Here is a 26,610-nt window from a genome sequence, read left to right on the forward strand (position 1 = left end):
CACATACCCTGCGGAACCGCGCCCATGATCAACGCCAAACTGCTGCAACTGGTAATCGACGCCTCCAACGACGGCATCGTGGTGGCCGAGCAGGAGGGTGACGACAACATCCTGATCTACGCCAACCCGGCCTTCGAGCGCCTCACCGGCTACGCCAGCGAAGACATCCTCTACCAGGATTGCCGCTTCCTGCAGGGCGACGACCGCGACCAACCCGGCCTGGACGCCATCCGCCAGGCGGTCAAGACGCAGCAGCCGTGCCGGCAGATCATCCGCAACTACCGCAAGGACGGCAGCGCCTTCTGGAACGAGCTGTCGATCACCCCGGTTTTCAACGAAGGCGACCAGCTGACCTACTATATAGGTATCCAGAAGGACGTCACCGAGCAGGTCGAGGCCCAGCAGCGCGTCAAAGCGCTGGAGGCGGAGCTGGCCGAACTCAGGGCACGCCTGGATAACTGACGAACGCACACAACTCTCGCTGCGGGACGCGGTCTGAAGGTGCTGGACTCTAGGTAGTATCCGCCATGCAAAGCGACCCGCTGCTGACCCAAGCCGAGTTGGATTTCATCCAGCAACTCAGCTCGCCACAACCCCGCAAACGCCGCCCCAGTGAAGCGCAAACACGGCGCCTGGCCATCGGCGCACAATTGCGCGAGCTGCTCAACCAGTTGAGCAGCGACGAACAGCTCAGCCTGGACACCCACAGCGACAATCAGCACCTGAGTTTTCCCTTGCGCCTGATCCAGGACGGCCAGAGCGGTTCGCGCCTGGAGCTGGACGCACCGCTGATCTTCGAGCAAGGCGTCAGCGAACGTCCATGGCGCCTGTCCCTCACCGCCCCGCTGCCCCTGCTGGACCGACGAGAGCGCCCCAGCGGCCTGCAGGTCGTGGAGCTGTCGAACAACGGCATGCTGGTGCAGCACAACAATCCCGGCAACCCGGCCAAGGATCAGCTGCTGCAGCTGCTGTTGCCGCAACAGCGCCGCGTGCAGTTGCGCGCCCGCCTGGTACGGCGCATCGGCAAGGCCCGCTACGCCTATAGCCTGCAAACCCTGCACGACGAAGACGAGCAGACGCTGCGCCAATACCTCTTCGAACAGCACAGCGACCGCCAGCGGCGCAGCGACCCGGTCACCTGAGCGCCGCCGCGGAAGAAAAAATCCGATAGCCGAAGGGGATAGGAGAGGGCTGGCTATCGGATTGCGCAGTCGGTCGAGCTTCCGCCGTGCAGCCTCAGCGGCCGCGAGTCGCGACGGTAAGCCCTACACACGATCACAATGTACAATTCTTGTACAACTAATTTTCGTCACCGACAAGCGTTTTCGCGCACGCTCACGCGCCCGGCTCCCGGCAGACGGGATAAGCGGCACGTGCGGACGGGGATCAGGTATCGAGGTGACCGGCGAGAAACTGCTGCAGGCGTCGCTGCATCAGCCGCCCTTCATTGCCCAGGCAAGCAATCGGCGAACCGGCCAGGCTCTCCTCGGCCAGGTCGGCGCTGTCGCCGGCCAGCAACAGCGGGCAGTCCAGCGCCAGCGCCAGGCGCGACAGCTGCCGCGGCAGCTCGTCGCTGGGCGGCTGGTTGCTGAACAGCACCAGCGCCTGCGGCTGCATCTTCTCGCACACCAGCGGCAGCTCGGCCAACGGCTGGCCGACGCCGAGCACGCTGACGCCGATATCGAGGCTGCCCAGCAGCAGCGCGGCGACCAGCAGCTCCAGCTCGCGACAATGCCCCGGCAAGGCGGCGAGCAGCACCCTTTCCTCGACGCTGCCGCGGCCCAGTTGCAGGCGCTGCAGGCAACGTCCGCGCAGGAAGCTGTCGAGCAGCAGCCATTCGCTGCACTGGCCGAACTCGTCCTGGCGCAGCAGCAGGGTCTGCCACACCGGCATGAGGATGTCCTGGAACACCACCGGCAGCGGGTAGGAGGAGAAGATCTGGCCGTACAGGCGCTCCAGGCGCAGCTCGTCGAAATCGCCGAGGGCGCGGCGGACCTGCCCCTGCCACTCGCTCCATTCGCCGGCGCTGACTTCCTCGTAGGCCGGCGTCGCCGCGCTGCGGGCGCCGGCACTCTTGGCCAGGATCTTGCCGACCTTGCTCACCGCCACGCCGCGCTCGATCCAGGCCAGGATGCTGCGCACCGCCTCGATGTCGGCCTGCGAATAGAGGCGATGGCCGCTGTCGGTGCGGGTCGGCTGGATCAATCCGTAGCGTCGCTCCCAGGCCCGCAGGGTGACCGGGTTGACGCCGGTCAGGCGCGAGACTTCACGGATCGGAAACAACTCTTCCTGTTTCAGGGCGCTGGACGCGAGCAGAGGGGCACCGGCGAGTTCAGGCATGGCTTCGGGCATCGCGGCAGAAAAGGTGCCGGCATTGTAACCCAGGCCCCGACGCGCTTACATTGTACAAAACCTGTACAAGGCATCCCCATGCGCGATCCCACCTGGCCACTCACCCTCTACTACGACGGCGCCTGCCCGCTCTGCGCCCGCGAGATCGCCCTGCTGCGCCGCCATGCCGCCCGCGAACGGCTGCGGCTGGTGGATATCGCCGCCGCGGACTTCGACCCGCAGCCGCTGGGCCTGGCACTGTCGACCCTGCAGGCCCGCCTGCATGCACGCTGGGCCGACGGCCGCTGGCTGGTCGGGCTCGATGCCAGCCTGGCCAGCTGGCAGGCCGCCGGCCTCGGCGCCTGGGTCGCGCCGCTGGGCTGGCGCGCGCTGCGCCCGCTGCTGGAGTGGGGCTATCGGCTGTTCTGCCGTCTGCGCCCGCACCTGGCGCGGCTGCCGCACCCCGATGGTGCGCGGCGCTGCCGGCAGAACGCGGCCTGCACGCCGCCACGCCCGCCATCGCACGACGCTGGCTAATTGGCGCAAAACCGGAATAATCCTTGCTGCATTCCTACCCGGCGCATCACCCCGCGCCGCGTACGCCCCAGGCCACACCCCGGCCACGGGCCAGCTTCGAGGAGATACACGATGTCCCCGGTTACCCTGATGGTGGCGCGCCGCGTCGCCCACGGCCGCTATCACGACTTCATCGCCTGGCTGCGCGAAGGCGAACACCTGGCCACCGACTTCCCCGGCTACCTCGGCTCCGGCGTGCTGGCGCCGCCGTCCGGCGACGACGAATTCCAGATCGTCTTTCGTTTCAGCGACGAGCAGACCATGGCCTCCTGGGAGCATTCCGCCTCGCGCCAGGCCTGGCTGCAGCGCGGCAGCGGGCTGTTCGCCCAGCCCCAGGAAAAACGCGCCGTCGGCCTCGACGCCTGGTTCGGCAGCGCGCACCGCCAGCCGCCGCGCTGGAAGCAGAGCATCGCCATCTGGCTGGCGTTCTTCCCGGTCTCGCTGGCCTTCAACCTGCTGTTCGGCCCGGCGCTGGACGACCTCTCGCTGGTCGTCCGGGTGCTGCTGAGCACCCTGGCCCTGACCCCGCTGATGACCTACCTGTTCATCCCCCTGGCTAGCCGCCTGCTGGCGCCCTGGCTGCTGGCCGACAGCGGACGCCTGGACGGACGTCAGGGCCTACCCGGCAAGCCCTGATCAGAGCGGCAGGCGCAACCCGGCGTGAGCCTGGCGCAACGCCGGTCGAGCGATGATTTCGTCGTGCGCCTCGCTCTGCAGCGGGTACAGAGCATCCACCCCGCACTGGCGCAGACGCCGCTTCAGCGGCGCCAGCGCCAGGCTGGGCGGCCCCAGCCAATGGCGACGCCCGTCGGCACACAGCGCCCGCGCACGGTAACCCGCCGCGCGCAGCACCAGCACCTCGATGCGCAGCACGCTCCCCGCGCGCCAGGCCACACGCAACTCACGCCAGCTCATCCACACCTCACACCTATACAGAGATAAGTTTTTTGTACATGAAAAGAGCAAATTTTCTACAGGCCAGAGAAAATTAAAAACCCTTGAATCTCAATGAAATAGCGAAAACAAGCGCTTTTCCTGAAAAACCACAGGCGCGGCATGGTTGTACAAGCTGCCGAGCTGGTATAGCTTTACTCCAGGTTCGGCCGGTGCCGTTTCCCTACTGGTCAGGTAACCCGAAGCGGTGCCGCTGAACCCTCCCTTATTCCGCCAGGGCCCGAAATGAGCGCTGCCAGCCTTCCCATCCTGATCACCGGCGCCAGCCAGCGAGTCGGCCTGTACTGCGCCGAACGCCTGCTCGATGCCGGCCAGCCAGTGATCCTCAGCTACCGCCACGAACGCGAGGGCGTGCAGCGCCTGCGTCAACGCGGCGCCCTGTGCCTGCCGGCGGACTTTCGCGACGAGGCCAGCATCCTCGCCTTCGTCGACGCGGTGAAATGCCACACCGACGGTCTGCGCGCCATCGTCCACAACGCCTCGGACTGGCTCAGCGAGACGCCGGGCGACGAGGCGGCGGCCTTTCAGCAGCTGTTCGCCGTGCACATGCTCGCGCCCTACCTGATCAACCTGCACTGCGCCGAGCTGCTGCAGCGCGCCAGCCCGGCCGACATCGTCCATGTCAGCGACGACGTGACGCGCAAGGGCAGCGCCAAGCGCCCCGCCTACTGCGCCAGCAAGGCCGGCCTGGAGAGCCTGACGCTGTCGTTCGCCGCACGCTTCGCGCCGCACATCAAGGTCAACGGCATCGCCCCGGCGCTGCTGATGTTCAACCAGGACGACGACGCCGAGTATCGCCAGCAGACCCTGGCCAAGTCGGCGCTGGGCATCGAGCCCGGCCCGGAAGCCTTCTACCTGAGCCTGCGCTACCTGCTGGACAACCCGTACCTGACCGGCACCACCCTGACCCTCAACGGCGGCCGCCACCTCAAGTGAGGCGGCGCCAAGGACAACTGCCATGCACCCACAACTGCCCCAGCACTACCGCGAGATCCTCATCGGCCTGGGCGAGAATCCCGAGCGCGAGGGCCTGCTCGACACCCCCAAGCGCGCGGCCAAGGCCATGCAGTACCTCTGCCACGGCTACCAGCAGTCGCTGGAAGAGATAGTCAACGGCGCGCTGTTCGCCTCGGACAACGACGAGATGGTGATCGTCAAGGACATCGAGCTGTACTCGCTGTGCGAGCACCACCTGCTGCCCTTCATCGGCAAGGCGCACGTCGCCTACATCCCCACCGGCAAGGTGCTGGGCCTGTCCAAGGTGGCGCGCATCGTCGACATGTTCGCCCGCCGCCTGCAGATCCAGGAGAACCTGACCAAGCAGATCGCCGATGCGATCCAGCGCGTGACCAACGCCGCCGGCGTCGCCGTGGTGATCGAGGCCAAGCACATGTGCATGATGATGCGCGGGGTGGAGAAGCAGAACTCGGTGATGAGCAGCTCGGTGATGCTTGGCGCCTTCCGCGAGTCCTGCAACACTCGCCACGAATTTTTGCAACTGATCGGACGGAACAAGTAATGCCGCGACTGGAACCCGGAATGGCGCGCATCCGCGTCAAGGACCTGCGCCTGCGCACCTATATCGGCATCAAGGAGGAGGAGATCAACAACAAGCAGGACGTGCTGATCAACCTGACCATCCTCTATCCGGCGGTCGACGCCGTGCAGGTCAACGACATCGACCACGCGCTGAACTACCGCACCATCACCAAGGCGATCATCGCCCACGTCGAGGGCAACCGCTTCGCCCTGCTCGAACGCCTGACCCAGGAAATCCTCGACCTGGTCATGGCCCACCAGGCGGTGCGCTACGCCGAGGTGGAAGTGGACAAACCGCACGCCCTGCGTTTCGCCGAGTCGGTGTCCATCACCCTGGCCGGCCACCGCTAAGCGGCGCCGCGGTCGGCTTGCCGGCCCCGCGAGGGGCTCTTATCATCGCCGCCACCGCCCGCCCCGGAGAGCCCGAGATGACCGAGCAAGAACGCCTCGAACTGGAAGCCGCCGCCTTCCGCAGCCTGGTGCAGCACCTGCGCACCCGCCCCGACGTGCAGAACATCGAGCTGATGAACCTGGCCGGCTTCTGCCGCAACTGTCTGTCCAAGTGGTACAAGGCCGCCGCCGACGACCTCGGCGTCGAGCTGAGCCCCGAACAGGCCCGCGAAGCGGTCTACGGCATGCCCTATGCCGAGTGGAAGGCCAAGTACCAGAAGGACGCCACACCCGAACAGCAGGCCGCCTTCGACAAGGGGAACAAGGCATGAGCGCCCTCGCCGACTTCCGCCGCCGCCTGCAGCAGGACGACTTCGCCTTCGCCGAGACCCTGGCCTTCGTCGCCGCGCACTACCACTACCAGCCCAGCGCCTTTCGCAACGGCAGCGTGGACAACGCCGCCGGGCAGAACGAAGGCTCGTGCAAGACCCTCGGCCTGGCCCGGCTCGAAGGCTTCAGCCTGGACGAAACCTTGCGCTGCTTCGGCGAGCACTACCGCAGCGTGCTGGCCACCCCGGACGGCAGCGATCACGGCAATATCCGTGCGCTGATGGCCCACGGCCTGAATGGCGTACGGTTCGAGCAGGCGCCGCTGCGCCGCCAGGACTGATCCAGCCGCGCAACAATTTGCGCAACTGTCGGCAAAAGCTGACAGACATCACAAAACCAAGCGCTTATCCTGCGCGCCATGAGAGTCACCAGGGAAGGGGCTCGGCGCGATCCGTGCGGCACTTCCCGTGGTGCGTACACGGCATGGAGTCGCCCGATGCAGCAAACCCTGGTATGGAAACCCTGGAGCAACCCCGGCGTGGAGACCCTGCGCCTGAGTCAGGACGAAGCCGGCATCCATGCCAGCAGCCACCTGATGCAGAGCCTCAGGGGCGACAGCATAGTCGCCAGCTACCTGCTCGACTGCGACCCGCGCTGGCGCTTTCGCCGCCTCTGGCTCAAGGTGGACAACCACGGCCCGCGCAAGCTCTGCCTGCAACGCGATCTCCGCGGCAACTGGCTGCACAACGGCGAGCCGCGCCCCGATCTGCAGGGCTGCCAGCACGTCATGCTGTCCGCCTCGCCCTTCACCCACACCCCGCTGCTGCAACGCTGCGCCCTGGAAACCGGGCAGAGCGATGAGGTCCAGGTGGCCTACGTCGACCTGCTCAGCTTGCGGATCGAGCCGCGCCGCCAGCACTACCAGTTCCTGCAGCGCCGCCCGGGGCAAAACCTCTACCGCAGCCAGGCCGAGGGCAAGCCGAGCTGCGAGTTGACGGTGGACGACCAGGCCCTGCTGCTCAAGGCCAGCGAGCAGTACCTGCGCATGAGCCAGCGCGGGCTGAAGATCAGCACCCTGGTCTAGCGCGTAGCGCTAGATCGGCAATTGCCCGAACGCCCAGCGCAGCAGGAAGAACACCAGCAGGCCGCCGCCGATGGTCGCCAGCAGGTGGCGGGTGAAGGCGGCGATGGCGATGGTCGCCAGGCCGGCGAGCAGGTAGGCGTTGTCCAGGCTCGGCGCCCAGTGCGTGCCGTCCGGCAGCAGCATGCCGGGCACCACGATGGCGCTCAGCACCGCCGTCGGCACGTAATGCAGGCCCTGGCGCACCAGCGGCGGGAAACGCAGGTCGGGAAAGGCGAACAGGCTGTAGCGGGTGGCGAAGGTGATCGCCAGCATGCCCAGGATCAGCAACCAGATATCCATCACACCAGTTCCTCCTGCAAGTCCGGCTCGCGCCGCTCCAGCCACACCCCGACCACAATGCCGCTGGCCGCCGCGGCCATCAGCCCGAGCTTGTAGGGCAGCGCATGACAGGCCAGCGCCACCGCCGCGGCGACCAGCGCTGCCGCCACCTGCGGCTGGCTCCTGAGCATCGGCACGACGATGCCGATAAAGGTCGCCAGCATGGCGAAGTCCAGCCCCCAGTCGCCGATATTCGGCACCGCCTGGCCGAACAGCACGCCGATCAGGGTGCACAGCAGCCAGTTGCCGTACATCGCCAGCGCGGCGCCGAGAAAGTACCAGTGCCGATACGGCGCGCTGTCGCCGCGGGCGTAGCGCTGCAGCACCACCGCATAGGCCTCATCGGTCAGCCAGAAGGCCAGCGGCATGCGCCAGCGCTTGGGCAGGTGGCGCACGTAGGGCTGCAGGCTGGCGCTGTACAGGGCATGGCGCAGGTTGACCACGAAGGTGGTGAGCAGCACCACCGCCATGCCGGCGCCGCCGGCCAGCAGGCTGACGGCGATGAATTGTGCCGAACCGGCGAACACCAGCGCCGACATGCCCAGGGTCTGCCAGGGGCTGAGTCCGGCGGCGCCAGCCAGGCTGCCGAAGATGATGCCGAAGGGCATGGCGCCGAGCAGCATCGGCAGCATATCGCGGGCGCCCTGGGTGAATTCGAGATGACGGGACATGGAACCTCCTTGGGCCGCTCAGTCTAACCAGCGCCCGCGGGCAGGTTCTTGAACGATCTTGCGCCGCCAGGGGGCACCGTGCGCAGCGAGTCGGGGCCGATCTCGCGGATTTACTGGCGACAGGCCCTGCGGTATTCGCCCGGCCCCACGCCATAGGCCTGTTTGAACTGCCGCGTCAGATGGCTCTGGTCGGCGAAGCCCAGTTGCGCGGCGACGCCGGCCGCGCTGCAGCCGCCCTTGAGCAGGGCGCGCGCCTGCTCCAGGCGGCGCTGCTTGAGCCAGGCATGCGGCGGCAGGCCGGTGGCGCGGCGAAACACCCGGGCGAAGTGAAAGGGCGACAGATTGACCGCCGCCGCCAGCGCCTCCAGCGACGGCGGCTCGCTCAGCTGGCTGGCCAGCAGTTCCTTGGCCAGCGCCACCGCCCGCGGTTCCTCGCCGACGCCACGCGGCACCGGCTGGCGCGCGTAACGCTGCAGCAGCTCGAGCATCGCCTCGCGCCACAGGGTCTGACGCTGCAGCGCCTCGCTGTGCGGATCCTCCAACAAGCGGTGCAGTGCGCTCAACCGCGACGCCAGGACCGGATCATGGTGCACGCTGTCGTGGAACATCGGCGGCGCAGCCGGCGGCAGCTCGAGTTCGGCCATCAGCACCTCGAAGGTGCCGGGCTGCGGGTAGAACACCCGGTACTGCCAGCCCTGCTCGACGCCCTTGGAACCGGTGTGCACCTCGTCCGGATTGAGCAAGGCGATGCTGCCGGCGCCCGCCAGGTGGTCGACGCCGCGATAGCGATAGCGCTCGGCGCCGGCTTCGAGCACGGCGATCACATGGCCGTCGTGGACGTGCGGGGCGAAACGGTGCTCGATGAAGCGCGCGGACAGCAGCTCCAGCCCGTGCAGATCGTCGCTGGCGCTGAACCGCGCGCGTTCGCCTCCCGCCAGTGGCTGCATGGCTCAGGCGCCGAAGCGCGCCTCCAGCTTCTCGCGCACCTGCGGCCACTCCTGATCGGTGATGCTGTACAGCACGGTGTCGTCGAGGCGGCCGTCGGCCAGGCGCCGGTGGTTGCGCAGCAGCCCCTCGCGCACGGCGCCGAGCTTCTCGATGGCGCGCTGCGAGCGCAGGTTGCTGGCGGCGGTCTTCAGTTGCACGCGGACCATGCCCCAGTTGTCGAAGGCATGCTTGAGCATCAGGTACTTGATGCTGGTATTCAGCCCGCTGCCGTGCTGGCCGCGGTCGAGCCAGGTCCAGCCGATCTCGCAGGCCGGCAGGTTGTTCATGAAGTCGCCGAAGCGGGTGGTGCCGACCAGCTGCTCGCCGAGGCGGATGACGAACGGCAGGGCGCGCAACTCGCGCAGATCGCTCAGGGCGCTGCGATACCAGTCCAGGCGCTGGGTGCCGCTCATGTACAGCAGCTCGTCGCGATTGGCCTCGGCCAGCGCCACCAGCGCCGGGATATCGGCGTCGGCCAGCGGCTCCAGGCGCAGGGCGCCGCGTTGCAGAGTCACCAGTTGCGGCTTGAACATAGGGTCCCTCCTCGGACAGCCTCGCAAGCCGGTCACGCTATCAGGCGCGCGCCTGCGGCACAATTGGCCTGCGCTGCCCCGCTCGCTGCGACCTTGGTCGCAACTGACGCGCGCGGGCTTTGGTGCAACACTGCTGCTTATCGCCGCCGGCCGTGCCGGTGTTCCGTTCTCTCCTGCGTTCCGGAGTCCGCATGTCGCTGTCCCCCGGGCTGATCGCCGCGGTCGCCCTGATCTACATGGCCATCCTCTTCGCCATCGCCTTCTATGGCGACCGGCGCAGCACGCCCATGCCGCCGAAGGTGCGCGCCTGGGTCTACTCGCTGTCGCTGGCGGTGTATTGCACCAGCTGGACCTTCTTCGGCGCGGTCGGCCAGGCCGCCGAGCAGCTGTGGTCGTTCCTGCCGATCTACCTGGGGCCGATCATCCTGCTGCTGAGCATGCCCTGGGTGCTGCAGAAGATGGTGATGATCAGCAAGCAGGAGAACATCACCTCGATCGCCGACTTTATCGCCGCCCGTTACGGTAAATCCCAGTCGCTCGCCGTGGTGGTGGCGCTGATCTGCCTGGTCGGCGTGCTGCCCTATATCGCCCTGCAGCTCAAGGGCATCGTCCTCGGCGTCAACCTGCTGATCGGCGAGCACGCGCTGGATACCGGCACCAGTGCCCAGGACACCGCGCTGATCGTGTCGCTGGCGCTGGCGCTGTTCACCATCCTGTTCGGCACGCGCAACCTCGACGTCACCGAGCACCACCGCGGCATGGTGCTGGCGATCGCCTTCGAGTCGCTGGTCAAGCTGCTGGCCTTCCTCGCCGTCGGCGCCTTCGTCACCTTCGGCCTGTACAACGGTTTCAACGACCTGCTCGATCAGGCGCACAACACCGCCGAACTGGACGCCTTCTGGAACGAGGCGGTGAACTGGCCGGCGCTGCTGGTGCAGACCGGCATGGCGATGATCGCCATCGTCTGCCTGCCGCGGCAGTTCCACGTCACCGTGGTGGAGAACATCGAACCCAAGGACCTGCGCCTGGCGCGCTGGGTGTTCCCCGCCTACCTGGTGCTGGCCGCACTGTTCGTGGTGCCCATCGCCCTGGCCGGGCAGATGCTGCTGCCGGCCGGCATCACCCCGGACTCCTTCGTCATCAGCCTGCCGCTGGCCGAGGCCCATCCGGGTCTGGCGGTGCTGGCCTTCATCGGCGGCGCCAGTGCCGCCACCGGCATGGTGATAGTCGCGTCCGTCGCCTTGTCGACCATGATCTCCAACGACATGCTGCTGCCCTGGCTGCTGCGCCGACAGAGCACCGAGCGGCCGTTCGAGGCCTTCCGTCACTGGATGCTCACCGCGCGCCGGGTCAGCATCGTGCTGATCCTGCTGCTGGCCTACGTCTGCTACCGCCTGCTCGGCGAGGGCGCCAGCCTGGCCACCATCGGCCAGGTGTCGTTCGCCGCCATCGGCCAGCTGGCGCCGGCCATGTTCGGCGCCCTGGTGTGGAAACAGGCCAACCGTCGCGGCGTGTTCGCCGGGCTGATCTTCGGCGCCCTGCTGTGGTTCTACACCCTGGTCCTGCCGCTGGCGGCGCGCGGCATGGGCTGGTCGCTGGCCAGCTTCCCCGGGCTGAGCACCCTGCTCTACGCGCCCATCGGTCTGCAGGTCGACCCGCTGACCCGCGGCGTGGTGCTGTCGCTGGCCGGCAACCTGCTGCTGTTCGCCTGGGTCTCCTGGTTCTCCCGCACGCGGGTGTCGGAGCACTGGCAGGCCGGGCGCTTCATCGGCCATGACCTGGGCACCAAACCGAGCAACCGCAGCCTGCTGGCGGTGCAGGTCGAGGACCTGCTGCTGCTGGCCAGCCGCTTCGTCGGCGAGGAGCGCGCGCGGCAGAGCTTCGTGCGCTTCGCCGAGCGCCAGGGCAAGCCGTTCGAGGCCAACCAGCCGGCCAACAGCGAATGGATCGCCCACACCGAACGCCTGCTGGCCGGCGTGCTCGGCGCCTCCAGTACCCGCGCGGTGGTCAAGGCGGCCATCGAAGGCCGCGAGATGCAGGTCGAGGACGTGGTGCGCATCGTCGACGAGGCGTCCGAGGTGCTGCAGTTCAATCGCGCCCTGCTGCAGGGGGCGATCGAGAACATCACCCAGGGCATCAGCGTGGTCGACCAGAACCTGCGCCTGGTGGCCTGGAACCACCGCTACCTGGAGCTGTTCGACTACCCCGAGGGGTTGATCTACGTCGGCCGACCGATTGCCGAAATCATCCGCTTCAACGCCGAACGCGGCATGCTCGGCGGCGGCGACGTCGAGGAGAACGTGGCCAAGCGCCTGTACTGGATGCGCCAGGGCACCGCGCACAGCTACGAGCGGGTATTCCCCAACGGCCGGGTGATCGAGCTGATCGGCAACCCCATGCCCGGCGGCGGCTTCGTCATGAGCTTCACCGACATCACCGAATTCCGCGAGGCCGAGCGGGCGCTCAAGGAAGCCAACGAGAGCCTGGAGCGGCGCGTCGCCGAGCGTACCCAGGAGCTGTCCAAGCTCAACCAGGCGCTGACCGAGGCCAAGGCCCACGCCGAGGCCGCCAACCAGTCGAAGACGCGCTTTCTCGCCGCGGTCAGCCACGACCTGATGCAGCCGCTCAACGCCGCGCGGCTGTTCTCCGCGGCGCTGGCCCACCAGGACGAGGCGCTGCCGCACGAGGCGCAGGAACTGGTGCGCCATCTGGACAGCGCGCTGCGCTCGGCCGAAGACCTGATCACCGACCTGCTGGACATCTCGCGCCTGGAGAACGGCCGCATCGCTCCGGATCGCCACCCCTTCGCCCTGGCCAGCCTGTTCGACACCCTCGCCGCCGAGTTCGGCGTGCTGGCCGCCGAACAGGGTATCGACCTGCGCGTGCGCGGCAGCAAGCAGTGGGTCGACAGCGACAGCAAGCTGCTGCGGCGCATCCTGCAGAACTTCCTGACCAACGCCTTCCGCTACGCCAAGGGCCGCGTGGTGCTCGGCGTGCGCCGCGAGGGCCAGCATCTGCGCCTGGAGGTGTGGGACCGCGGCGCCGGCATCCCCGAGGACAAGCGCAAGGTGATATTCGAGGAGTTCAAGCGCCTGGACAGCCACCAGACCCGCGCCGAGAAGGGCCTGGGTCTGGGCCTGGCGATCGCCGACGGCCTGTGCCGGGTGCTCGACCACCGCCTGGAGGTGCGTTCCTGGCCGGGCAAGGGCAGCGTGTTCAGCGTCAGCGTGCCGCTGGCGCGCCAGCCGGCGGCCAAGCCCAAGGCGGCGGTCGGCAGCGAGCTTAACGGCCAGCCGCTGCAGGGCACCCAGGTGCTGTGCATCGACAACGAGGACAGCATCCTCACCGGCATGCACAGCCTGCTGTCGCGCTGGGGCTGCCAGGTGTGGACGGCGCGCAATCGCCTGGAATGCGAACACCTGCTGAGCGAGGACGTGCGCCCGCAACTGGCGCTGATCGACTACCACCTCGACGAGGGCGAGACCGGCACCGAGCTGATGGCCTGGCTGCGCACGCGCCTGGGCGAGCCGGTGCCCGGCGTGGTGATCAGCGCCGACGGCCGCCCGGAGCTGGTGGCCGAGGTGCATGCCGCCGGCCTCGACTACCTGCCCAAGCCGGTCAAGCCGGCCGCCCTGCGCGCCCTGCTCAGCCGTCATCTGAGCCTGCGCGGCTAAGCGCGCGATTCGCCGCTGCAGCCGCTGTGAAGCGACTTCCGCGCGCGGCGCGGATGCCATCCGGGGAGTGCCTGCCCCGGGCGGCATCCGGGCTGCCTCGGGTTTGCCCCCCGACCAACTGATCTGCCGCAATACCCGCCGGCGCCGGCCGACTAGACTGCCTGCATCCCCCGCCCAAGGACGCGCCATGCCCGACGAGCTGCAGACTCTGCTGAATTTCGCCAGCGCCCTGGCCGCCGGCCTGCTGATCGGCGCCGAGCGCGGCTGGCAGGAACGCCATGGCGACGACACCCGCCTGGCCGCGGGCATTCGCACTTACGGCCTGGTCGGCCTGCTCGGCGGCTTCGCCCTGCTGCTCGGCGAGCACTTCGGCGTGCTCGCCTGGGCGGCGATCTTCCTCGGCTTCGCCGCCCTGGTACTGACCGCCTATGCCGGCGACCTGCTGCAGCTGGGCGACCGCGGCCTGACCAGCGAGATGGCGCTGCTGATCACCTTTCTCCTCGGCAGCCTGGCCGTCGCCGACCAGGCGCCGCTGGCCGCCGCCGGCGCGGTGGCGGTGGCCTTGCTGCTGGGGCTGAAACAGGCGCTGCACGGCGCCCTGCGCCGCCTCAGCGAGGGCGAAGTGCTCGGCGCGCTGAAGCTGCTGTTCATCTCCCTGGTGCTGCTGCCGGCGCTGCCGAACCAGGGCTACGGCCCCTGGCAGGCGTTCAACCCCTACGTGATCTGGTGGATGGTGGTACTAATCGCCGCCATCGGCTTCGCCGCCTACGTGGCGATCCGCCTGGTCGGCACCCGCCATGGCCTGCTGATCACCGCCCTGCTCGGCGGCATCGTCTCGTCCACGGCGATGACCCTCACCCTCGCCCGCCTGCACGGCGAACGCCGCCTGCAGGCGCTGCTGGCCTGCGGCCTGCTGGCCACCTCGGCGCTGATGTTCCCGCGGGTGCTGCTGGAGGTCGGGCTGATCAATCCGGCGCTGCTGGCGCAGCTGTTCTGGCCGCTGACCGCCGCCGCGCTGGTCTACAGCGGCGGCGCCCTGGCTTACTACCGCCTGGCCGGACGCGAATCGGACGAAAGCGGCGAGCCGCCGCTGAAGAACCCCTTCGAGCTGGGCCCGGCGCTGCGCTTCGCCGCCCTGCTGCTGCTGATCCTGTTTCTGGTCGAAGGCGCGCGGCGCTGGCTGGGCGATGCCGGGGTGTATCTGGTGGCGCTGGTCTCGGGCCTGGCCGACGTCGACGCCATCACCCTGTCGCTGGCGCGCAGCGCGCAGATGGACCTCGACCAGCAGGTGGCGGTACGCGGCATCTTCCTCGCCGCGCTGAGCAACAGCCTGGTCAAGGCCGGCCTGATCGCCCTGATCGGCGGCCGCCAGCTAGCGCTGCGCACGGCGCCGGTGATGCTCGGCGGCTTGCTGGTCGGCGCGGCGCTGCTGCTGTTCTGAGCACCGGACGCCGCTCAGGGGCGCTGCAAGAACCCCTGCAACAGGCGATGCACCCGCTCGCTCAGCTCGCGGTTGGCGGCCACCGGCAGGCCGCGCGCCAGCTCCGCTTCCACCACCTGCTCGACCAGCGGGCGCAGCTGCAGCAGCTGGGCGCTGAGCGGTTCCAGCTGGTCGGCATGCGGCAGCGAGGTCTGCAGCAGCGGGTTGACCAGGTGGCCGACGATCATCTGCACGATGCCGGTGGCGACCTGCTCGACGTGGCCGCGAATCGACTCCAGCTCGTCCAGCAGCGCCGGCAGCGGGATGCCGGCGCGGTACAGCTCGATCCCGGCGGCCAGCAGCCGCGGGCTGGGCACTGCCAGGTGATCGCCGGCGAACTGCAGCAGGCCGAGGGCCTGGGCGCGGTCGATCACCACGTCATCCAGATCCGCGCCGAAGATCGCCTGCAGCTCGGCGAACTCCAGGCGCCCGGGCTGCTCGGGCTCGCCCGGGCCGCGGATGGCCTGCTCCAGGCCCAGCACGTGGGCCAGGTCGCGGCCCTGGGCCCAGGCCTCGAACAGCTCGCGAATGCTGGCGATGCTGTAGCCGCGCTCGAGCAACTGGCCGATCAGTTGCAGCCGCGCCAGGTGCTCGCCGCTGTAGATGCCGACTCGCCCGCGCCGCTCGGGCGGCGGCAGCAGGCCGCGATCCTGATAGGCGCGCACGTTGCGCACGGTGGTCTGCGCGGCCTGGGCCAGCTCGTCGACCGTGTATTCGGCGGCCGCCGCCGTGGCCATGGGGGCGGCGCTGCCGAGCAGGCGCTGGAAGAACAGGGAGGCTTGGGTCATGGCGCGATCATAGCCGCGCGCTTCGCCCGCCAACAACCGCGCCGGCGCCCCCAACCAAGGGCTGGACTTGCCCTGCCCGGCTCCCGCGGCAAAGTCGCGCCAGGCGCTATAACCCCTGATCTAGAGCGGCTGCAAGGCGCTCGGTAACGCCGTAACGCGGCCACCTGCCAGGCGCCGGATCGGCTAGGCAAGCGCGCAGCGGCCCTGAACAATGACGATGACATCGAGCGATGTAACCGTCACTTGCCGGAGCCTGCCATGCCCGCCTCATCCACCCCTGCCGGATTCGCCCCGTGAACGCGCCGCTGCCCCGCCACGAGCCGCCAGCGCAGCGCCTGGAGGTCCAGGGCGACGGCGTGCGCCTGCAAACCTATGCGTGGGGCCGGGCCGACGGCCCGACCCTGCTGCTGGTGCACGGCTACCCGGACAACCACGAGATCTGGCTGCCGCTGGTACGCGAGCTGGCCGCCGAATACCGCATCGTCGCCTACGACGTGCGTGGCCATGGCGCCTCGCAGGTGCCGCGGCGCCTGCGCGACTACCGCCTGGACCGGCTGGCGAACGACCTGGAAGCGGTGATCCGCGCCGTCAGCCCGCAGCGCCCGGTGCATCTGGTGGCCCACGACTGGGGCTCGATCCAGAGCTGGGAGGCGGTCACCGAGCCGCGCATCCAGCCGCTGCTGGCCTCCTACACCAGCATCTCCGGGCCCTGCCTGGACCACGTCGGCCACTGGCTGCGCGAGCGCCTCAGCCTGCGCCGCCCGCTGGCGCTGGTGCAGACGCTCAGGCAGCTGCTCAGCTCCTGGTATATCGCCTTCTTCCACACCCCGTGGCTACCGGAGCTGACTTGGCGCCTGGGCCTGGATCGCGCCTGGCCCTGGCTGCTGCGCCGCCTCGAAGGGGTACGCGGTCTGCCGCCGAGCAGCAGCCAGCGCGGCGACGGCATGCGCGGCGTGCAGCTGTACCGCGCCAATTTCATCCGCAGCCTGCTGCGCCCGCGCGCACGCAGCACCCGGGTGCCGGTGCAACTGATAGTGCCGCTGGGCGACCGCTTCGTCCGCCCGCAGCTGTTCGACGACCTGGCGCACTGGGCGCCGCTGCTGACCCGCCGCGAGGTGCGCGGCGGCCACTGGCAACTGCTGGCCGAGCCGAGCGCGCTGGCCAACTGGCTGCGCGAACATGTCGGCCGGATGGAGAGCGCTCAGGGCGTATCGAGATAGGCCGCTGGCGGCCGACCCAGCGCGAAGAAGCAAGGCCGCGGCGCGCCCTGCGGCCGTAACCTATCGCCTCGCCGCCGGCTACTCGCCCAGCTCGTCCAGCGCCGGCAGGTCGGCGGCGCGCTCCAACAGCTCGGCCGGCAGACTCTTGCTGGCGCGGGCGCCGAGCAGCTTGAGATTCTCCGCGCGACCGATCAGGTTGCCGCGGCCCTCCACCAGCTTGTTGCGCGCGCCGGCGTAGGCCTTGTCCAGCTGCTGCAGGCGGCTGCCCATCTCGTCCAGATCGGCGATAAAGGCGACGAACTTGTCGTACAGCTGACCGGCGCGCTCGGCGATCTCGCGGGCGTTCTGGCCCTGGCGCTCCTGGCGCCAGAGGCTGTCGATGACGCGCAGGGTGGCCAGCAGGGTGGTCGGGCTGACGATCACCACCTGCTGCTCGAAGGCCTCCTGGAACAGATTCGGCTCGGCCTGCAACGCCGCGGCGAAGGCCGCCTCGATGGGCACGAAGAGCAGGACGAAATCCAGGCTGTGCAGGCCTTCCAGGCGCTGATAGTCCTTGCCGGACAGGCCCTTGAGGTGGCTGCGCAGCGACACCAGGTGCTGCTTGAGCGCCTGCTGACGGAGCACCTCGTCGTCGGCGGCGACATATTGCTGATAGGCGCTGAGGCTGACCTTGGCGTCGACTATCACCTGCTTGTCGCCCGGCAGGCGAATCAGCACGTCGGGCTGGAAGCGCTCGCCGCCGGCGCCCTTGAGGCTGACCTGGGTCTGGTATTCGCGGCCCTTCTCCAGACCGGCATGCTCCAGCACCCGCTCCAGCACCAGCTCGCCCCAGTTGCCCTGGGTCTTCTGGCCCTTGAGCGCGCGGGTCAGGTTGGTCGCCTCGTCGCCCAGGCGCTGGTTGAGCTGCTGCAGGCGCTCCAGCTCCTTGCCCAGGGAAAAACGCTCGCGCGCCTCCTGCTGGTAGCTCTCGTCGACGCGTTTCTCGAACGCCTGGATGCGCTCCTTGAGCGGGTCGAGCAACTGGCCGAGGCGCTGCTGGCTGCTCTCGGCGAAGCGCTGCTCGCGCTCGTCGAAGATCTTCGTCGCCAGCTCGGCGAACTGTGCGCGCAACTCGTCGCGCGCGCCCTGCAGGTCGTCCAGGCGCTGCTGCTGGTTGTCCCGCTGTTCCTGCAGCTCGGCGCTCAGCGCCGCGCACTCGGCGGTCAGCCGGCGCAGCTCGGCCTCGTTGCGCTCACGCTGCTGGTTCCAGCTCTGCGCCGCCTCGCGGGCGATCTGTCGCTCCTGCTGGAGCAATTCGTTCTCGCGGCGCAGGCCGGCCAGCTCGCTCTGCTGCTCGACCTTGATCTCGCTGACCTCGGCCAGCTCGGCGCGGCAGTCGTCGAGCTGAGCGGTCAGCCCGGCCTGGGTCAGCTGGGCATGCTCCAGACGTTCCTGCAGCAGCGCCTGCTCGCGCTCGGCGCGCGCCAGACGCCGCTGCCAGGCCCACAGCCCGGCCAGCAGAGGCAGCAGCGCAGCGGCGAACCCGAGCGCGAGGGATAACGGATCGAAAGACATAGACACTCCCAGTGGAACCGCCGGGCAGTATAACCAGCGGTGCAACCAGGGTCAGCGCGGCAGGCGTGCGAGCAGGCGCTTGGCCTCGTGGGAACCCTGGGCCGCGGCCTGCTCCAGCCAGTGACGGGCCTGCTGCGGCTCGCCGGCACCCGGCTGGCTGCACAGCCGCCCGAGCTCCAGCTGGGCGCGGCGGTCGCCGGCGCGGGCGGCCTGGCGCAGCAGCTCGAAGCCGATTCGGCGGTCGCGCGGGTTGCCGCAGTCGCGGCAGAGCAACTGGCCCAGGCGGCTCTGCGCCTGCACGCAACCCTTGCGCGCCGGCTGCTTGAGCAGGTTGCCGGCCAAACGCTTGACGCTGTGGGCATGGCCCAGGCGCGGACTGTCGAGCAGCCAGAGGGCGACGCGCATGGGCAGGCGCGAACTGACGGGAACCGTATCGAGGGAGGTGGCGGATAAAGCGCGGGACATAAGACTGGGGGGCTGGGGCAAGGGCGCGCCACTCTACTCCTTTTTTCGCCAAGGTAAAGCCTTGGCAAAAACGCCGAGCGGCGTTCTAGAGCAAGCGCTTGGGACAATCCACAGAAGCTGTGGATAACTCCGTGCACAACTTGGGCGAAAGGCGCTTCAGGCCCGATGCCATGGGCCTCGCAGACAAACTGTCGATTTTTTCACCAACGAAAAAATTGCATATTTTTCATTGACTTAAAAATCAAGCGCGGAAAATCAAGCGGTTACCGGCGATTCTGACAGTGACGTGACAGGCTGCTTCATCAATGTGCACAACTCGCTGCGGCATAACCGCGCAACGCTCTGTTTCGGGGCATCGCCAGGCGCTTGGCGCAGGGTTTCAGGCCGGTTGCGGCAGCCGTCCCTGCACCAAGAACTGCTCCCAGCGAAACAGCCGCGGCTGGTCCGGGGCCTGGGCATGCTTGAACGCCACGTACGCGGCGGTGGTTTCGCACAGCCAGGGCGTCAGGTTGCGCGGACGCGTCTCGGCGAAGGCCTGCGGCGCATAGAGCGCGACATTGCTGCCACCGTCCGGGCAGCGCGCCGAACGGTACTCGAAGGCCTGCACCCCGGCCGCACGCATCGCCGCGCCCAGCTGCTGGGTCGCCCGGTAGTCGCTGGGATGAGCGAGCAGGCGCTGATGCTCGCTGAACGGCGGGCGCTGCAGCTGGATGCCGCGCTCGACCCGGTAACGCGCCTCGAAGGTGGAATGCTCGGAGAGGATGCGCCCGCTGGGCGGCGGGCTGGCCATGCCGTGCCACAGCACGAAGCGGTAGTAGGCGGCCTCGGCCATGGCCGTCTCCAGACGCTGCGCGGCATAGAACAGACTCGGCTCGTGCACGCCGCCGAAACGCGAGCCCCAGCGCAGCGGCGGGTAGCGAAACGGCGTCTTCAGCAGGTAATGCAGCGGCTCGGCCGCGCTCGGCAGCGGCGGCTTGCTGCTTTCCAGCAGTTCTTCGAGCAGCGCCTGCTCGGCCAGGTTGTCCACCAGCTGCAGGGTCGCCACCTGCACCTGGCTCTCCACCATGCGCAGCAGCTTGCCGCGCAACGGACGGATCTGCCGAGCGCCGTCGCAACTGTGCCAGATATCCATGCCATCGCCCTCCCTGGTTTATGTCGTGCCTAGAACCTATTTACGAGCTTGAGAGCTAGAGGTAAACGGTGGCGAAAACGGCCGAGAAAGCGGAGTTTACGCATGTAAATGAGCATTTCGAGACCGTTTTCAACACCGTTTAACCGACGCGCAGCAGGTCGTGAAAAGGTTCTCAGACCTTGCCGCGGATGGCGTCCAAGTACTCCACCACCCGCACCAGGCCCTGCACCTGGCTCATCTGCTGCAGCGGCACGCCGGCCAGGTGGCGGTTCTCGGTGCGCAGAAAGTGGCGCATGTCCTGCTGATTGCCGCCGAACAGGGCGAACAGCGCGCGGTAGACGCGGATCAACAGCAGCGCCAGCTCGCCGGTCTTGCTCTGCGGACGCAGGCCGCCCTGCTCGTTCCAGCGGCTGACCGCGCTGCGGTGCACGCCGACGATATCGGCCAGCTCCTGCTGCGTCAGCCCCAGCTGTTCACGGGTATTGAGCAGGGCCTTGGCCAGCACCGCATCGGCGTCGGGCAGGCTGCGAGTCACTGCACTCATCGCGCATTCCTCCGTGTGTTTGTATCAATAGTAATAGTAAAAGCTGCAAATGCACAGCAACACCTACAACGGCTTGGCACTCGCCCGGGCATTGGGGTACCGTCCCGGCAGACACCGAGCAAGGAGAGAGCATGGGCCGCCGGCGCTTCTGGCTGGGCACCTGCGCCGGCGTACTGGGCGTGCTGCTGATTCTTGGCAGCTACGCCGGCTACCGCGTCCAGCGCCTGCTGAGCGAACAGGGCATCGCCCTCGGCTGGCAGGCGCTGAGCCTGTCGCCGCGCGGCCTGCGCCTCGACGGCTTCAGCCTGCAGCAGGTCGGCGCCGCCGCCGGCCTGCAACTGCACGCCGGCCAGTTGCAGCTGGACTGGCTGGCCAGCGAGGCGCCGCGCTACCGCCTGCGCCTGCAGGATCTGCAACTGGACTGGCAGCCGGGCCCGGCGGACGCAACCGCAGCGCCGCCCGGCGACCTGCAGGCCCTGCTCGCGCGACTCGACGCCGCCCTGCCCTGGCTGCCGCGACGCCTCGAACTGCAAGCCGTGCAAGCACAACTGCCCTGCGCCAGCGGCCGCTGCACGCTGCGCGGCGATGCCAGCGTGCAGGTACGCAGCGCCGGCCTGCAGCTGCATAGCCGGCTGCTGCACGACGCGCACCGCGCCGAACTGCAGGCCGAGCTGCAGATGCCGGCGCGCGACGTCCCGCTGCAGCTGCAGGCCGAGCTGCGGCTGGACGACCAGGCCCAGCTGCAACTGCACAGTCAGCTGCAGAGGCAGGCCGACGCCACGCGCTGGAGCGGCCGGCTGAGCATGCCGCAACTGGGCGAGGTGGCCTGGTTCGGCGACTGGCTGAGCCAGTGGCTGCTGAGCACGCCCACAGCGCTGCCGGCCACCCCGCAGCAGGCGCGCCTCGCCGCGCAGTGGCAGGTGCAACTGGCGCCCGGCCCCTGGCAACTGGACGACCTGCTCGCCGCGCCGGGCTGGCTGCGTCTCGATGCCCTGCTGCAACACCCCTGGCCGCTGCCTGCGCTGGGCCTGGTCAGCGGCGAGCTGGCGGTGGATCTGCATAACGCCGCCGGCCGCTGGCAGGCCCGCGAACTGCACGCCGACCTGCTGCTCGATCCCCAGGGAGCGCCCTGGCTGACGGCGCTGCCCGACGGACTGCGCCCGCAGCAGCTGCGCCTGCAGATCGCCCCGCGCGCGACGCCCACCAGCACGTCCGACGGCCTGGCCCTGCACGCGCAACTGCAGGGTCAGGGACCGCTGCGACTGCAGGGCGAGGCCGATATCGAGCTGCAGCTGCAGAAGGACTGGGCGCTGACCCTGGCGCACCTGCGCCTCGATGCCGACGCCGCCCGGGTCCGCCTGGCCGGCAACCGGCTCGACGACCTGCAGCTGCGGTTGCGGCTAAGCGGCCTGGCCGATGCCCAACGCCTGGACGTCGTCCTCGGCGAAGGCTCGCGAATCGCGCTCCGGCGCCTGCGCAGCGGCGAGCTCGAACTGCAGCAGCTGGGCGCCGAGCTGGGCGCCCTGCACCTGCACGGCACGCCCCAGACGCCGCAGCTCGAAGGGCCGCTAACGCTGCGCACACAACGCCTGCAGCACCCCCGGTTGCAGGCGCAAGGCTGGCAATGGCAGGGCCAGCTGCAGGCCACGGGCGAGCGCCAGCGCCTCGCCGGCAGCCTGCTGGGCGACGCCGGGTTGGGCCTGGCCCTGCAACTGGAGCGCGACGCCGCGGGGGAGCTGCGCACCGCGGCGACGCTCGAAGAACTGTTCCTGCGCGCCGGCAACCCGCTGCCGCAGCTCCTCGCCGACTGGCCGCCGCTGCTGTCGCTGGACAACGGCCGCCTGCAGGGTGAGGCGCAGCTGCGCCTGCCGCCGGGCCAGCCGCTGCAGGCGCAGCTGAGCCTCAACGTCCGGGGGCTGAGCGGCATCTACGACCGCAGCAGCTTCGCCGGCCTCGACGGCGAGCTGCGCCTGGCGCTCGAGGGCGAGCGCCTGGACCTGCACCTGCCGCAGTTGAGCGCGCGACAGATCGATCCCGGCATCGCCCTCGGTCCCCTGCAGCTGCAAGCCCGCTACCAGGCGACGCTGGCCCGGCCGCTGGCCGGCGTGCTGAGCCAGCAGCGCGCCGAGCTCGGCATACTCGGCGGCAGCCTGAGCCTGGCGCCGCACCAATGGCGGCTCGACAGCCCCAGCCAGGTGCTGCCGCTACGCCTGAGCGGCCTGGACCTGCAGCAGCTGTTTCGCGTCTACCCGGCCGAGGGCCTGGAAGGCAGCGGCCTGCTCGACGGCCTGATCCCCCTGCGCCTGGGCGCCGGCGGCCCCAGCGTCGAGCAGGGCCTGATCGAGGCGCGCGCACCGGGCGGCCGCCTGCGCTTTCACTCGCCGCGCATCCGCGCCATGGGCCAGGCCAACCCGGGGATGAAACTGGTCACCGACGCCCTGGAAGACTTCCACTACGACCTGCTCGGCAGTAGCCTCGACTATGATCAGTCCGGCACACTGAGGCTGGGCATGCGCCTGCAGGGACGCAACCCGGCCATCGAGCAGGGCCGGCCGATCCACTTCAACATCAACCTGGAAGAGGACATCCCCACCCTGCTGGCCAGCCTGCAACTGACCGCCAAGGTGAGCGAGATCATCCAGCAACGGATCCAGCAACGGATGCGCCAGCGTGTCCCCCAAGAAACCAAGGAGTAGCGCCATGCGCCTGTGCCGCTTCCTCGCAGTCCTGAGCCTGGGCCTGCTGTGCCTGGCCTGTACCCCGACGGTACAACTGGCCATGCCCAACGAGCCGATCAATATCAACCTCAACGTCAAGGTCGAACACGAGATCTATATCAAGGTGGACAAGGCCCTGGACAACGTCTTCAACGAAGACAGCGGCCTGTTCTAAGGAGAAACCCGATGATTCGCCATATTTCGACCCTGCTGCTGGCGCTCTGCCTGAGCCTGCCGGCCTATGCGCTGAACCTCAACCAGGCCATGAGCGCCCTCGGCGCCGCCAAGGCCAGCGGCCAGCTGGGCGAGCAGCCCAACGGCTACCTCGGCGTGGTCAAGCCGGACGGCCAGGCCGAGGAGATCGCCCGCCTGATCAACCAGGCGCGCCGCGCCGAGTACCAGAAGGTGGCCAAAGACAACGGCATCGCCCTCTCCGACGTGGAAGCCATCGCCGGCAAGAAGGCCATCGACCGCACGCCCCAGGGGCAGTTCATCCAGTTGAACGGGCAGTGGCTGAAGAAGTAGCCACTGCCCAGCCGGAGCCCAAAAGCAAAGAACCCGCCGAGGCGGGTTCTTTCGTTTGCAAGCGCAGCGATCAGGCGCCGGCCTTGCTCACGGCATCCTTGATCAGGGTCTGCAGCTCGCCCTTCTCGTACATCTCGGTGAGGATGTCGCTGCCGCCGACCAGCTCGCCGGCCACCCACAGCTGCGGGAAGGTCGGCCAGTTGGCGTACTTCGGCAGGTTGGCGCGAATTTCCGGATTCTGCAGGATGTCGACGTAGGCGAACTTCTCGCCGCAGCCCATCACCACCTGCGCGGCGCGGGCGGAGAAGCCGCACTGCGGCGCGTTGGGCGAGCCTTTCATGTACAGCAGAACGGTGTTGTTGGCGATCTGCTCTTTGATGGTTTCGATGATATCCATGGGGCACCTCAGCGTAGACTTCCCGACCCCTCGGTCGGCACGGTGGCGCGATTGTAGCGAAAAGCCGAGCGCAATGCTCGGCCTTGCCACGGCATCCGGGCTACGCGGCCACCACCTCCACCGGCAGGCCATTGAGCGCGGCGTTGCCGGACAGCGCATCGAGCTGACGTTCGTCGGTCAGGTCGTTGGCGCTGGCGCCCGGCTGCTCGCGGGCAATCGCCATCTGCACGCCGGGGCGGGCATGGCCCCAGCCATGCGGCAGGCTGACCACGCCGGCCATCATCTCGTCGCTGGCGGCCACCTCCACCTCGATGCTGCCGACCCGCGAGCGCACCCGCACGCGCTGGCCGTCGACCAGGCCGCGGCGGGCCAGATCCACCGGATTCATCAGCAACTGATGACGCGGCTTGCCCTTCACCAGGCGGTGGTAGTTATGCATCCAGGAATTGTTGCTGCGCACGTGGCGGCGGCCGATCAGCAGCAGCTGGTCCGCCGCTGGCGGTAGCTGCGCGGCGAAGCGCGCGAGATCGCCCAGCAGCAGCTCGGGAGCGGCCTCGATGGCTTTCGATGCGGTCTTCAGCCGCTCTGCCAGGTTCGCCTGCAACGGTCCCAAGTCGAGCCCGTGCGGATGATCGCGCAATGCAGCCAGGCTGAGCTTGCGCTCGCTGCGATCGCCATAGGGGCCGAAGCGCAGGCCCATGTCGATCATCTGCTCGGGGGCCATGGTCGGTTTCAGTTCCAGAGCGTTGCGCGCGGCGAAGGCCTTGGCCAGGCCGACGAAGATTTCCCAGTCGTGCAGCGCGCCGTCCGGCTTGGCCAGGATCGCCTCGTTGAAGCGGGTGACGTTGCGCACGGCGAAGACGTTGAAGGTGGTGTCGTAGTGGTCGTGCTCCAGTGGCGCGGTGGGCGGCAGGATCAGGTCGGCATGGCGGGTGGTTTCGTTGATGTAGAAGTCCACCGAGAGCATGAACTCCAGACCGTCCAGCGCCTGCTCCAGCTGGCGGCCGTTGGGCGTGGACAGCACCGGATTGCCGGCCACGGTGACCAGCGCGCGGATCTGCCCCTCGCCGGGGGTGAGCATCTCCTCGGCCAGGGCCGAGACCGGCAGCTCGCCGCCGTATTCCGGCAGGCCGGACACGCGGCTCTGCCAGCGGTTGAAATGCCCGCCCGAGGTGCTCGCCACCAGGTCCACCGCAGGCGTGGTGCAGAGCACGCCGCCGACCCGGTCGAGGTTGCCGGTGACCAGGTTGATCAGTTGCACCAGCCACTGGCAGAGGGTACCGAAGGCCTGGGTGGAGACGCCCATGCGCCCGTAGCACACCGCCTTGTCGGCGGCGGCGAAATCCCGCGCCAGCTGGCGAATGGTCGCAGCCGGCACGCCGCAACGCTCGCTCATGGCCTCGGCGGTAAATTCGGCAATGGCCGCGCGCACGGACTCCAGCCCCTCCACCGGCAAGTGGCTGGCGCGGGTCAGGCCTTCCTCGAACAGGGTATTGAGCAACCCCAGCAGCAGCGCCGCGTCGCCACCGGGACGCACGAACAGGTGCTGGTCGGCGATGGCGGCGGTCTCGCTGCGCCGCGGGTCGACCACCACCAGCTTGCCGCCGCGGGCCTGGATGGCCTTCAGGCGCTTCCCCACGTCCGGCACGGTCATGATGCTGCCGTTGGAGGCCAGCGGGTTGCCGCCGAGGATCAGCATGAAGTCGGTGTGGTCGATGTCCGGAATCGGAATCAGCAGGCCGTGACCGTACATCAGGTGGCTGGTCAGGTGGTGCGGCAGCTGGTCGACCGAGGTGGCCGAATAACGGTTGCGCGTCTTCAGCAGGCCGAGGAAGTAATTGCTGTGGGTCATCAGCCCGTAGTTGTGCACGCTGGGGTTGCCCTGGTACACGGCCACGGCGTTCTGCCCGTGCTCCGCGCGGATCGCGCTGAGGCGTTCGGCGACCAGCTCGAACGCCTCGTCCCAGGCGATGGCCTGCCACTGCTCGCCGATGCGGCGCATGGGCTGGCGGATGCGGTCGGGGTCGTTCTGGATGTCCTGCAGCGCCACCGCCTTGGGGCAGATATGGCCGCGGCTGAAGCTGTCCTGGGCGTCGCCCTTGATCGAGCGGATCTGCGTGCTGCCGTCAGGCTGCGCTTCGGTTTCGATGGCGAGGCCGCAGATGGCTTCGCACAGGTGGCATGCACGGTAATGGAGGGACTTGGTCATGGCCTGGCCTCTTGTTCTGATGCGAGACGACCGGTCAGGTCGCAGACTTCGAACTATGGGCCGGGCAAGAGGACGACGCCAGCAGCGTTCGTCTCATGAATCGGCAGGCATCATGCCTGCCGATTCAGGGTC

At 68.6% G+C, this 26,610-nt stretch carries 29 protein-coding genes; 16 read left to right on the plus strand and 13 right to left on the minus strand.

Annotated features, from left to right (window positions below):
- Positions 1–24: 24 nt before the first annotated feature.
- Entirely contained in the window at positions 25–462 is a 438-nt protein-coding gene (locus tag ACIGFL_RS20095) for a PAS domain-containing protein (RefSeq protein WP_397498332.1), read from the plus strand.
- Positions 463–527: 65 nt separating this feature from the next.
- On the plus strand, positions 528–1,142 hold the full coding sequence (locus tag ACIGFL_RS20100) for a PilZ domain-containing protein (RefSeq protein ID WP_397498333.1): 615 nt from the start codon (positions 528–530) through the stop codon (positions 1,140–1,142).
- A 244-nt stretch (positions 1,143–1,386) separates the two neighbouring features.
- Here the strand turns inward: ACIGFL_RS20100 and ACIGFL_RS20105 are convergent, their stop codons facing one another.
- Positions 1,387–2,340: a MerR family transcriptional regulator gene (locus ACIGFL_RS20105; protein WP_031303067.1), complete on the minus strand. Its 954-nt coding sequence runs from the start codon at positions 2,338–2,340 to the stop codon at positions 1,387–1,389.
- A 90-nt stretch (positions 2,341–2,430) separates the two neighbouring features.
- Between ACIGFL_RS20105 and ACIGFL_RS20110 the strand changes: the two genes are divergently transcribed.
- Positions 2,431–2,868 carry a thiol-disulfide oxidoreductase DCC family protein gene (locus ACIGFL_RS20110; protein ID WP_122108755.1) on the plus strand — a complete coding sequence of 146 codons (438 nt, stop codon included), beginning with the start codon at positions 2,431–2,433 and terminating at the stop codon, positions 2,866–2,868.
- A gap of 111 nt (positions 2,869–2,979) precedes the next feature.
- A complete protein-coding gene (locus tag ACIGFL_RS20115; protein ID WP_397498334.1) occupies positions 2,980–3,543 on the plus strand; it encodes an antibiotic biosynthesis monooxygenase in 564 nt (187 codons plus the stop codon).
- Here ACIGFL_RS20115 and ACIGFL_RS20120 read toward each other — a convergent pair whose 3' ends face one another.
- The gene (locus tag ACIGFL_RS20120; RefSeq protein WP_397498335.1) at positions 3,544–3,822 is read right to left on the minus strand and encodes a hypothetical protein; all 279 of its coding nucleotides are present in this window, start codon (positions 3,820–3,822) and stop codon (positions 3,544–3,546) included.
- 264 nt (positions 3,823–4,086) lie between these two features.
- Between ACIGFL_RS20120 and folM the strand changes: the two genes are divergently transcribed.
- The 6 genes from folM to ACIGFL_RS20150 all read left to right on the plus strand — a co-directional run bounded on the left by folM (position 4,087) and on the right by ACIGFL_RS20150 (position 7,204).
- On the plus strand, positions 4,087–4,797 hold the full coding sequence (gene folM, locus ACIGFL_RS20125; protein ID WP_397498336.1) for a dihydromonapterin reductase: 711 nt from the start codon (positions 4,087–4,089) through the stop codon (positions 4,795–4,797).
- Positions 4,798–4,819: 22 nt separating this feature from the next.
- Complete coding sequence (folE, locus tag ACIGFL_RS20130; RefSeq protein ID WP_021444044.1) at positions 4,820–5,380, plus strand: GTP cyclohydrolase I FolE; 561 nt, start codon at positions 4,820–4,822, stop codon at positions 5,378–5,380.
- Complete coding sequence (gene folX / locus ACIGFL_RS20135) at positions 5,380–5,751, plus strand: dihydroneopterin triphosphate 2'-epimerase (RefSeq protein ID WP_031303127.1); 372 nt, start codon at positions 5,380–5,382, stop codon at positions 5,749–5,751. Before folE ends, folX begins: the two co-directional genes overlap by 1 nt.
- Positions 5,752–5,828: 77 nt before the next feature.
- Positions 5,829–6,122, plus strand: coding sequence for a DUF1244 domain-containing protein (locus tag ACIGFL_RS20140; protein WP_397498337.1), 294 nt, complete (start codon positions 5,829–5,831; stop codon positions 6,120–6,122).
- Positions 6,119–6,460, plus strand: coding sequence for a HopJ type III effector protein (locus ACIGFL_RS20145; RefSeq protein WP_122108760.1), 342 nt, complete (start codon positions 6,119–6,121; stop codon positions 6,458–6,460). The genes ACIGFL_RS20140 and ACIGFL_RS20145 overlap by 4 nt, the downstream gene beginning before the upstream one ends.
- A 156-nt stretch (positions 6,461–6,616) precedes the next feature.
- Positions 6,617–7,204, plus strand: coding sequence for a putative glycolipid-binding domain-containing protein (locus tag ACIGFL_RS20150; protein WP_397498338.1), 588 nt, complete (start codon positions 6,617–6,619; stop codon positions 7,202–7,204).
- A 9-nt stretch (positions 7,205–7,213) separates the two neighbouring features.
- On the opposite strand, the gene ACIGFL_RS20155 is transcribed toward ACIGFL_RS20150, so the two are convergent.
- The 4 genes from ACIGFL_RS20155 to ACIGFL_RS20170 all read right to left on the minus strand — a co-directional run bounded on the left by ACIGFL_RS20155 (position 7,214) and on the right by ACIGFL_RS20170 (position 9,773).
- The gene (locus tag ACIGFL_RS20155; protein ID WP_397498339.1) at positions 7,214–7,543 is read right to left on the minus strand and encodes an AzlD domain-containing protein; all 330 of its coding nucleotides are present in this window, start codon (positions 7,541–7,543) and stop codon (positions 7,214–7,216) included.
- Positions 7,543–8,253: an AzlC family ABC transporter permease gene (locus ACIGFL_RS20160; protein ID WP_021444038.1), complete on the minus strand. Its 711-nt coding sequence runs from the start codon at positions 8,251–8,253 to the stop codon at positions 7,543–7,545. The genes ACIGFL_RS20155 and ACIGFL_RS20160 overlap by 1 nt, the downstream gene beginning before the upstream one ends.
- Before the next feature lie 110 nt (positions 8,254–8,363).
- Positions 8,364–9,200 (minus strand): AraC family ligand binding domain-containing protein, encoded by an 837-nt coding sequence (locus ACIGFL_RS20165; protein ID WP_397498340.1) that lies wholly within the window; start codon positions 9,198–9,200, stop codon positions 8,364–8,366.
- Between the two features lie 3 nt (positions 9,201–9,203).
- Positions 9,204–9,773 carry a GNAT family N-acetyltransferase gene (locus ACIGFL_RS20170; RefSeq protein WP_021444174.1) on the minus strand — a complete coding sequence of 190 codons (570 nt, stop codon included), beginning with the start codon at positions 9,771–9,773 and terminating at the stop codon, positions 9,204–9,206.
- A 191-nt stretch (positions 9,774–9,964) separates the two neighbouring features.
- Here ACIGFL_RS20170 and ACIGFL_RS20175 point away from each other — a divergent pair, with 191 nt between their 5' ends.
- Positions 9,965–13,447 (plus strand): NahK/ErcS family hybrid sensor histidine kinase/response regulator, encoded by a 3,483-nt coding sequence (locus tag ACIGFL_RS20175; RefSeq protein ID WP_397498341.1) that lies wholly within the window; start codon positions 9,965–9,967, stop codon positions 13,445–13,447.
- 187 nt (positions 13,448–13,634) lie between these two features.
- On the plus strand, positions 13,635–14,888 hold the full coding sequence (locus ACIGFL_RS20180; RefSeq protein WP_397498342.1) for an MgtC/SapB family protein: 1,254 nt from the start codon (positions 13,635–13,637) through the stop codon (positions 14,886–14,888).
- 14 nt (positions 14,889–14,902) lie between these two features.
- Here the strand turns inward: ACIGFL_RS20180 and ACIGFL_RS20185 are convergent, their stop codons facing one another.
- Complete coding sequence (locus tag ACIGFL_RS20185; protein WP_397498343.1) at positions 14,903–15,715, minus strand: MerR family transcriptional regulator; 813 nt, start codon at positions 15,713–15,715, stop codon at positions 14,903–14,905.
- Between the two features lie 293 nt (positions 15,716–16,008).
- Between ACIGFL_RS20185 and ACIGFL_RS20190 the strand changes: the two genes are divergently transcribed.
- On the plus strand, positions 16,009–16,935 hold the full coding sequence (locus ACIGFL_RS20190) for an alpha/beta fold hydrolase (protein ID WP_397498345.1): 927 nt from the start codon (positions 16,009–16,011) through the stop codon (positions 16,933–16,935).
- A 78-nt stretch (positions 16,936–17,013) separates the two neighbouring features.
- On the opposite strand, the gene rmuC is transcribed toward ACIGFL_RS20190, so the two are convergent.
- The 4 genes from rmuC to ACIGFL_RS20210 form a co-directional block, all read right to left on the minus strand.
- Positions 17,014–18,375: a DNA recombination protein RmuC gene (rmuC, locus tag ACIGFL_RS20195; RefSeq protein WP_397498395.1), complete on the minus strand. Its 1,362-nt coding sequence runs from the start codon at positions 18,373–18,375 to the stop codon at positions 17,014–17,016.
- A 165-nt stretch (positions 18,376–18,540) separates the two neighbouring features.
- Positions 18,541–18,954, minus strand: coding sequence for a tetratricopeptide repeat protein (locus ACIGFL_RS20200; RefSeq protein WP_122108769.1), 414 nt, complete (start codon positions 18,952–18,954; stop codon positions 18,541–18,543).
- Positions 18,955–19,333: 379 nt separating this feature from the next.
- The gene (locus ACIGFL_RS20205; RefSeq protein ID WP_021445018.1) at positions 19,334–20,086 is read right to left on the minus strand and encodes an RES family NAD+ phosphorylase; all 753 of its coding nucleotides are present in this window, start codon (positions 20,084–20,086) and stop codon (positions 19,334–19,336) included.
- 172 nt (positions 20,087–20,258) lie between these two features.
- Positions 20,259–20,630 (minus strand): XRE family transcriptional regulator, encoded by a 372-nt coding sequence (locus ACIGFL_RS20210; protein ID WP_021445017.1) that lies wholly within the window; start codon positions 20,628–20,630, stop codon positions 20,259–20,261.
- A gap of 131 nt (positions 20,631–20,761) precedes the next feature.
- On the opposite strand from ACIGFL_RS20210, the gene ACIGFL_RS20215 reads away from it, so the two are divergent.
- Genes ACIGFL_RS20215 through ACIGFL_RS20225 form a run of 3 tightly spaced genes read left to right on the plus strand, consistent with a single transcriptional unit; the run spans position 20,762 to position 23,872 of the window.
- A complete protein-coding gene (locus tag ACIGFL_RS20215; RefSeq protein WP_397498346.1) occupies positions 20,762–23,326 on the plus strand; it encodes a YdbH domain-containing protein in 2,565 nt (854 codons plus the stop codon).
- 4 nt (positions 23,327–23,330) lie between these two features.
- Positions 23,331–23,522 (plus strand): YnbE family lipoprotein, encoded by a 192-nt coding sequence (locus ACIGFL_RS20220; RefSeq protein ID WP_021445189.1) that lies wholly within the window; start codon positions 23,331–23,333, stop codon positions 23,520–23,522.
- Between the two features lie 11 nt (positions 23,523–23,533).
- The gene (locus ACIGFL_RS20225) at positions 23,534–23,872 is read left to right on the plus strand and encodes a YdbL family protein (protein WP_021445190.1); all 339 of its coding nucleotides are present in this window, start codon (positions 23,534–23,536) and stop codon (positions 23,870–23,872) included.
- Positions 23,873–23,942: 70 nt separating this feature from the next.
- Here the strand turns inward: ACIGFL_RS20225 and grxD are convergent, their stop codons facing one another.
- Complete coding sequence (grxD, locus tag ACIGFL_RS20230) at positions 23,943–24,269, minus strand: Grx4 family monothiol glutaredoxin (RefSeq protein ID WP_003246056.1); 327 nt, start codon at positions 24,267–24,269, stop codon at positions 23,943–23,945.
- Between the two features lie 100 nt (positions 24,270–24,369).
- Complete coding sequence (locus tag ACIGFL_RS20235) at positions 24,370–26,478, minus strand: molybdopterin oxidoreductase family protein (RefSeq protein WP_397498347.1); 2,109 nt, start codon at positions 26,476–26,478, stop codon at positions 24,370–24,372.
- Positions 26,479–26,610: the final 132 nt, after the last annotated feature.

The organism is Pseudomonas sp. NPDC077649 (assembly GCF_044542855.1).
Classification (GTDB): domain Bacteria; phylum Pseudomonadota; class Gammaproteobacteria; order Pseudomonadales; family Pseudomonadaceae; genus Aquipseudomonas.

Excerpts from the sequence above, each read along its gene's own strand:
- ACIGFL_RS20095 (WP_397498332.1), top strand. The coding sequence starts at position 25 with ATGATCAACGCCAAACTGCTGCAACTGGTAATCGACGCCTCCAACGAC.
- ACIGFL_RS20100 (WP_397498333.1), top strand. The coding sequence starts at position 528 with ATGCAAAGCGACCCGCTGCTGACCCAAGCCGAGTTGGATTTCATCCAG.
- ACIGFL_RS20105 (WP_031303067.1), bottom strand. The coding sequence starts at position 2,340 with ATGCCTGAACTCGCCGGTGCCCCTCTGCTCGCGTCCAGCGCCCTGAAA.
- ACIGFL_RS20110 (WP_122108755.1), top strand. The coding sequence starts at position 2,431 with ATGCGCGATCCCACCTGGCCACTCACCCTCTACTACGACGGCGCCTGC.
- ACIGFL_RS20115 (WP_397498334.1), top strand. The coding sequence starts at position 2,980 with ATGTCCCCGGTTACCCTGATGGTGGCGCGCCGCGTCGCCCACGGCCGC.
- ACIGFL_RS20120 (WP_397498335.1), bottom strand. The coding sequence starts at position 3,822 with ATGAGCTGGCGTGAGTTGCGTGTGGCCTGGCGCGCGGGGAGCGTGCTG.
- folM (WP_397498336.1), top strand. The coding sequence starts at position 4,087 with ATGAGCGCTGCCAGCCTTCCCATCCTGATCACCGGCGCCAGCCAGCGA.
- folE (WP_021444044.1), top strand. The coding sequence starts at position 4,820 with ATGCACCCACAACTGCCCCAGCACTACCGCGAGATCCTCATCGGCCTG.
- folX (WP_031303127.1), top strand. The coding sequence starts at position 5,380 with ATGCCGCGACTGGAACCCGGAATGGCGCGCATCCGCGTCAAGGACCTG.
- ACIGFL_RS20140 (WP_397498337.1), top strand. The coding sequence starts at position 5,829 with ATGACCGAGCAAGAACGCCTCGAACTGGAAGCCGCCGCCTTCCGCAGC.
- ACIGFL_RS20145 (WP_122108760.1), top strand. The coding sequence starts at position 6,119 with ATGAGCGCCCTCGCCGACTTCCGCCGCCGCCTGCAGCAGGACGACTTC.
- ACIGFL_RS20150 (WP_397498338.1), top strand. The coding sequence starts at position 6,617 with ATGCAGCAAACCCTGGTATGGAAACCCTGGAGCAACCCCGGCGTGGAG.
- ACIGFL_RS20155 (WP_397498339.1), bottom strand. The coding sequence starts at position 7,543 with ATGGATATCTGGTTGCTGATCCTGGGCATGCTGGCGATCACCTTCGCC.
- ACIGFL_RS20160 (WP_021444038.1), bottom strand. The coding sequence starts at position 8,253 with ATGTCCCGTCATCTCGAATTCACCCAGGGCGCCCGCGATATGCTGCCG.
- ACIGFL_RS20165 (WP_397498340.1), bottom strand. The coding sequence starts at position 9,200 with ATGCAGCCACTGGCGGGAGGCGAACGCGCGCGGTTCAGCGCCAGCGAC.
- ACIGFL_RS20170 (WP_021444174.1), bottom strand. The coding sequence starts at position 9,773 with ATGTTCAAGCCGCAACTGGTGACTCTGCAACGCGGCGCCCTGCGCCTG.
- ACIGFL_RS20175 (WP_397498341.1), top strand. The coding sequence starts at position 9,965 with ATGTCGCTGTCCCCCGGGCTGATCGCCGCGGTCGCCCTGATCTACATG.
- ACIGFL_RS20180 (WP_397498342.1), top strand. The coding sequence starts at position 13,635 with ATGCCCGACGAGCTGCAGACTCTGCTGAATTTCGCCAGCGCCCTGGCC.
- ACIGFL_RS20185 (WP_397498343.1), bottom strand. The coding sequence starts at position 15,715 with ATGACCCAAGCCTCCCTGTTCTTCCAGCGCCTGCTCGGCAGCGCCGCC.
- ACIGFL_RS20200 (WP_122108769.1), bottom strand. The coding sequence starts at position 18,954 with ATGTCCCGCGCTTTATCCGCCACCTCCCTCGATACGGTTCCCGTCAGT.
- ACIGFL_RS20205 (WP_021445018.1), bottom strand. The coding sequence starts at position 20,086 with ATGGATATCTGGCACAGTTGCGACGGCGCTCGGCAGATCCGTCCGTTG.
- ACIGFL_RS20210 (WP_021445017.1), bottom strand. The coding sequence starts at position 20,630 with ATGAGTGCAGTGACTCGCAGCCTGCCCGACGCCGATGCGGTGCTGGCC.
- ACIGFL_RS20215 (WP_397498346.1), top strand. The coding sequence starts at position 20,762 with ATGGGCCGCCGGCGCTTCTGGCTGGGCACCTGCGCCGGCGTACTGGGC.
- ACIGFL_RS20220 (WP_021445189.1), top strand. The coding sequence starts at position 23,331 with ATGCGCCTGTGCCGCTTCCTCGCAGTCCTGAGCCTGGGCCTGCTGTGC.
- ACIGFL_RS20225 (WP_021445190.1), top strand. The coding sequence starts at position 23,534 with ATGATTCGCCATATTTCGACCCTGCTGCTGGCGCTCTGCCTGAGCCTG.
- grxD (WP_003246056.1), bottom strand. The coding sequence starts at position 24,269 with ATGGATATCATCGAAACCATCAAAGAGCAGATCGCCAACAACACCGTT.
- ACIGFL_RS20235 (WP_397498347.1), bottom strand. The coding sequence starts at position 26,478 with ATGACCAAGTCCCTCCATTACCGTGCATGCCACCTGTGCGAAGCCATC.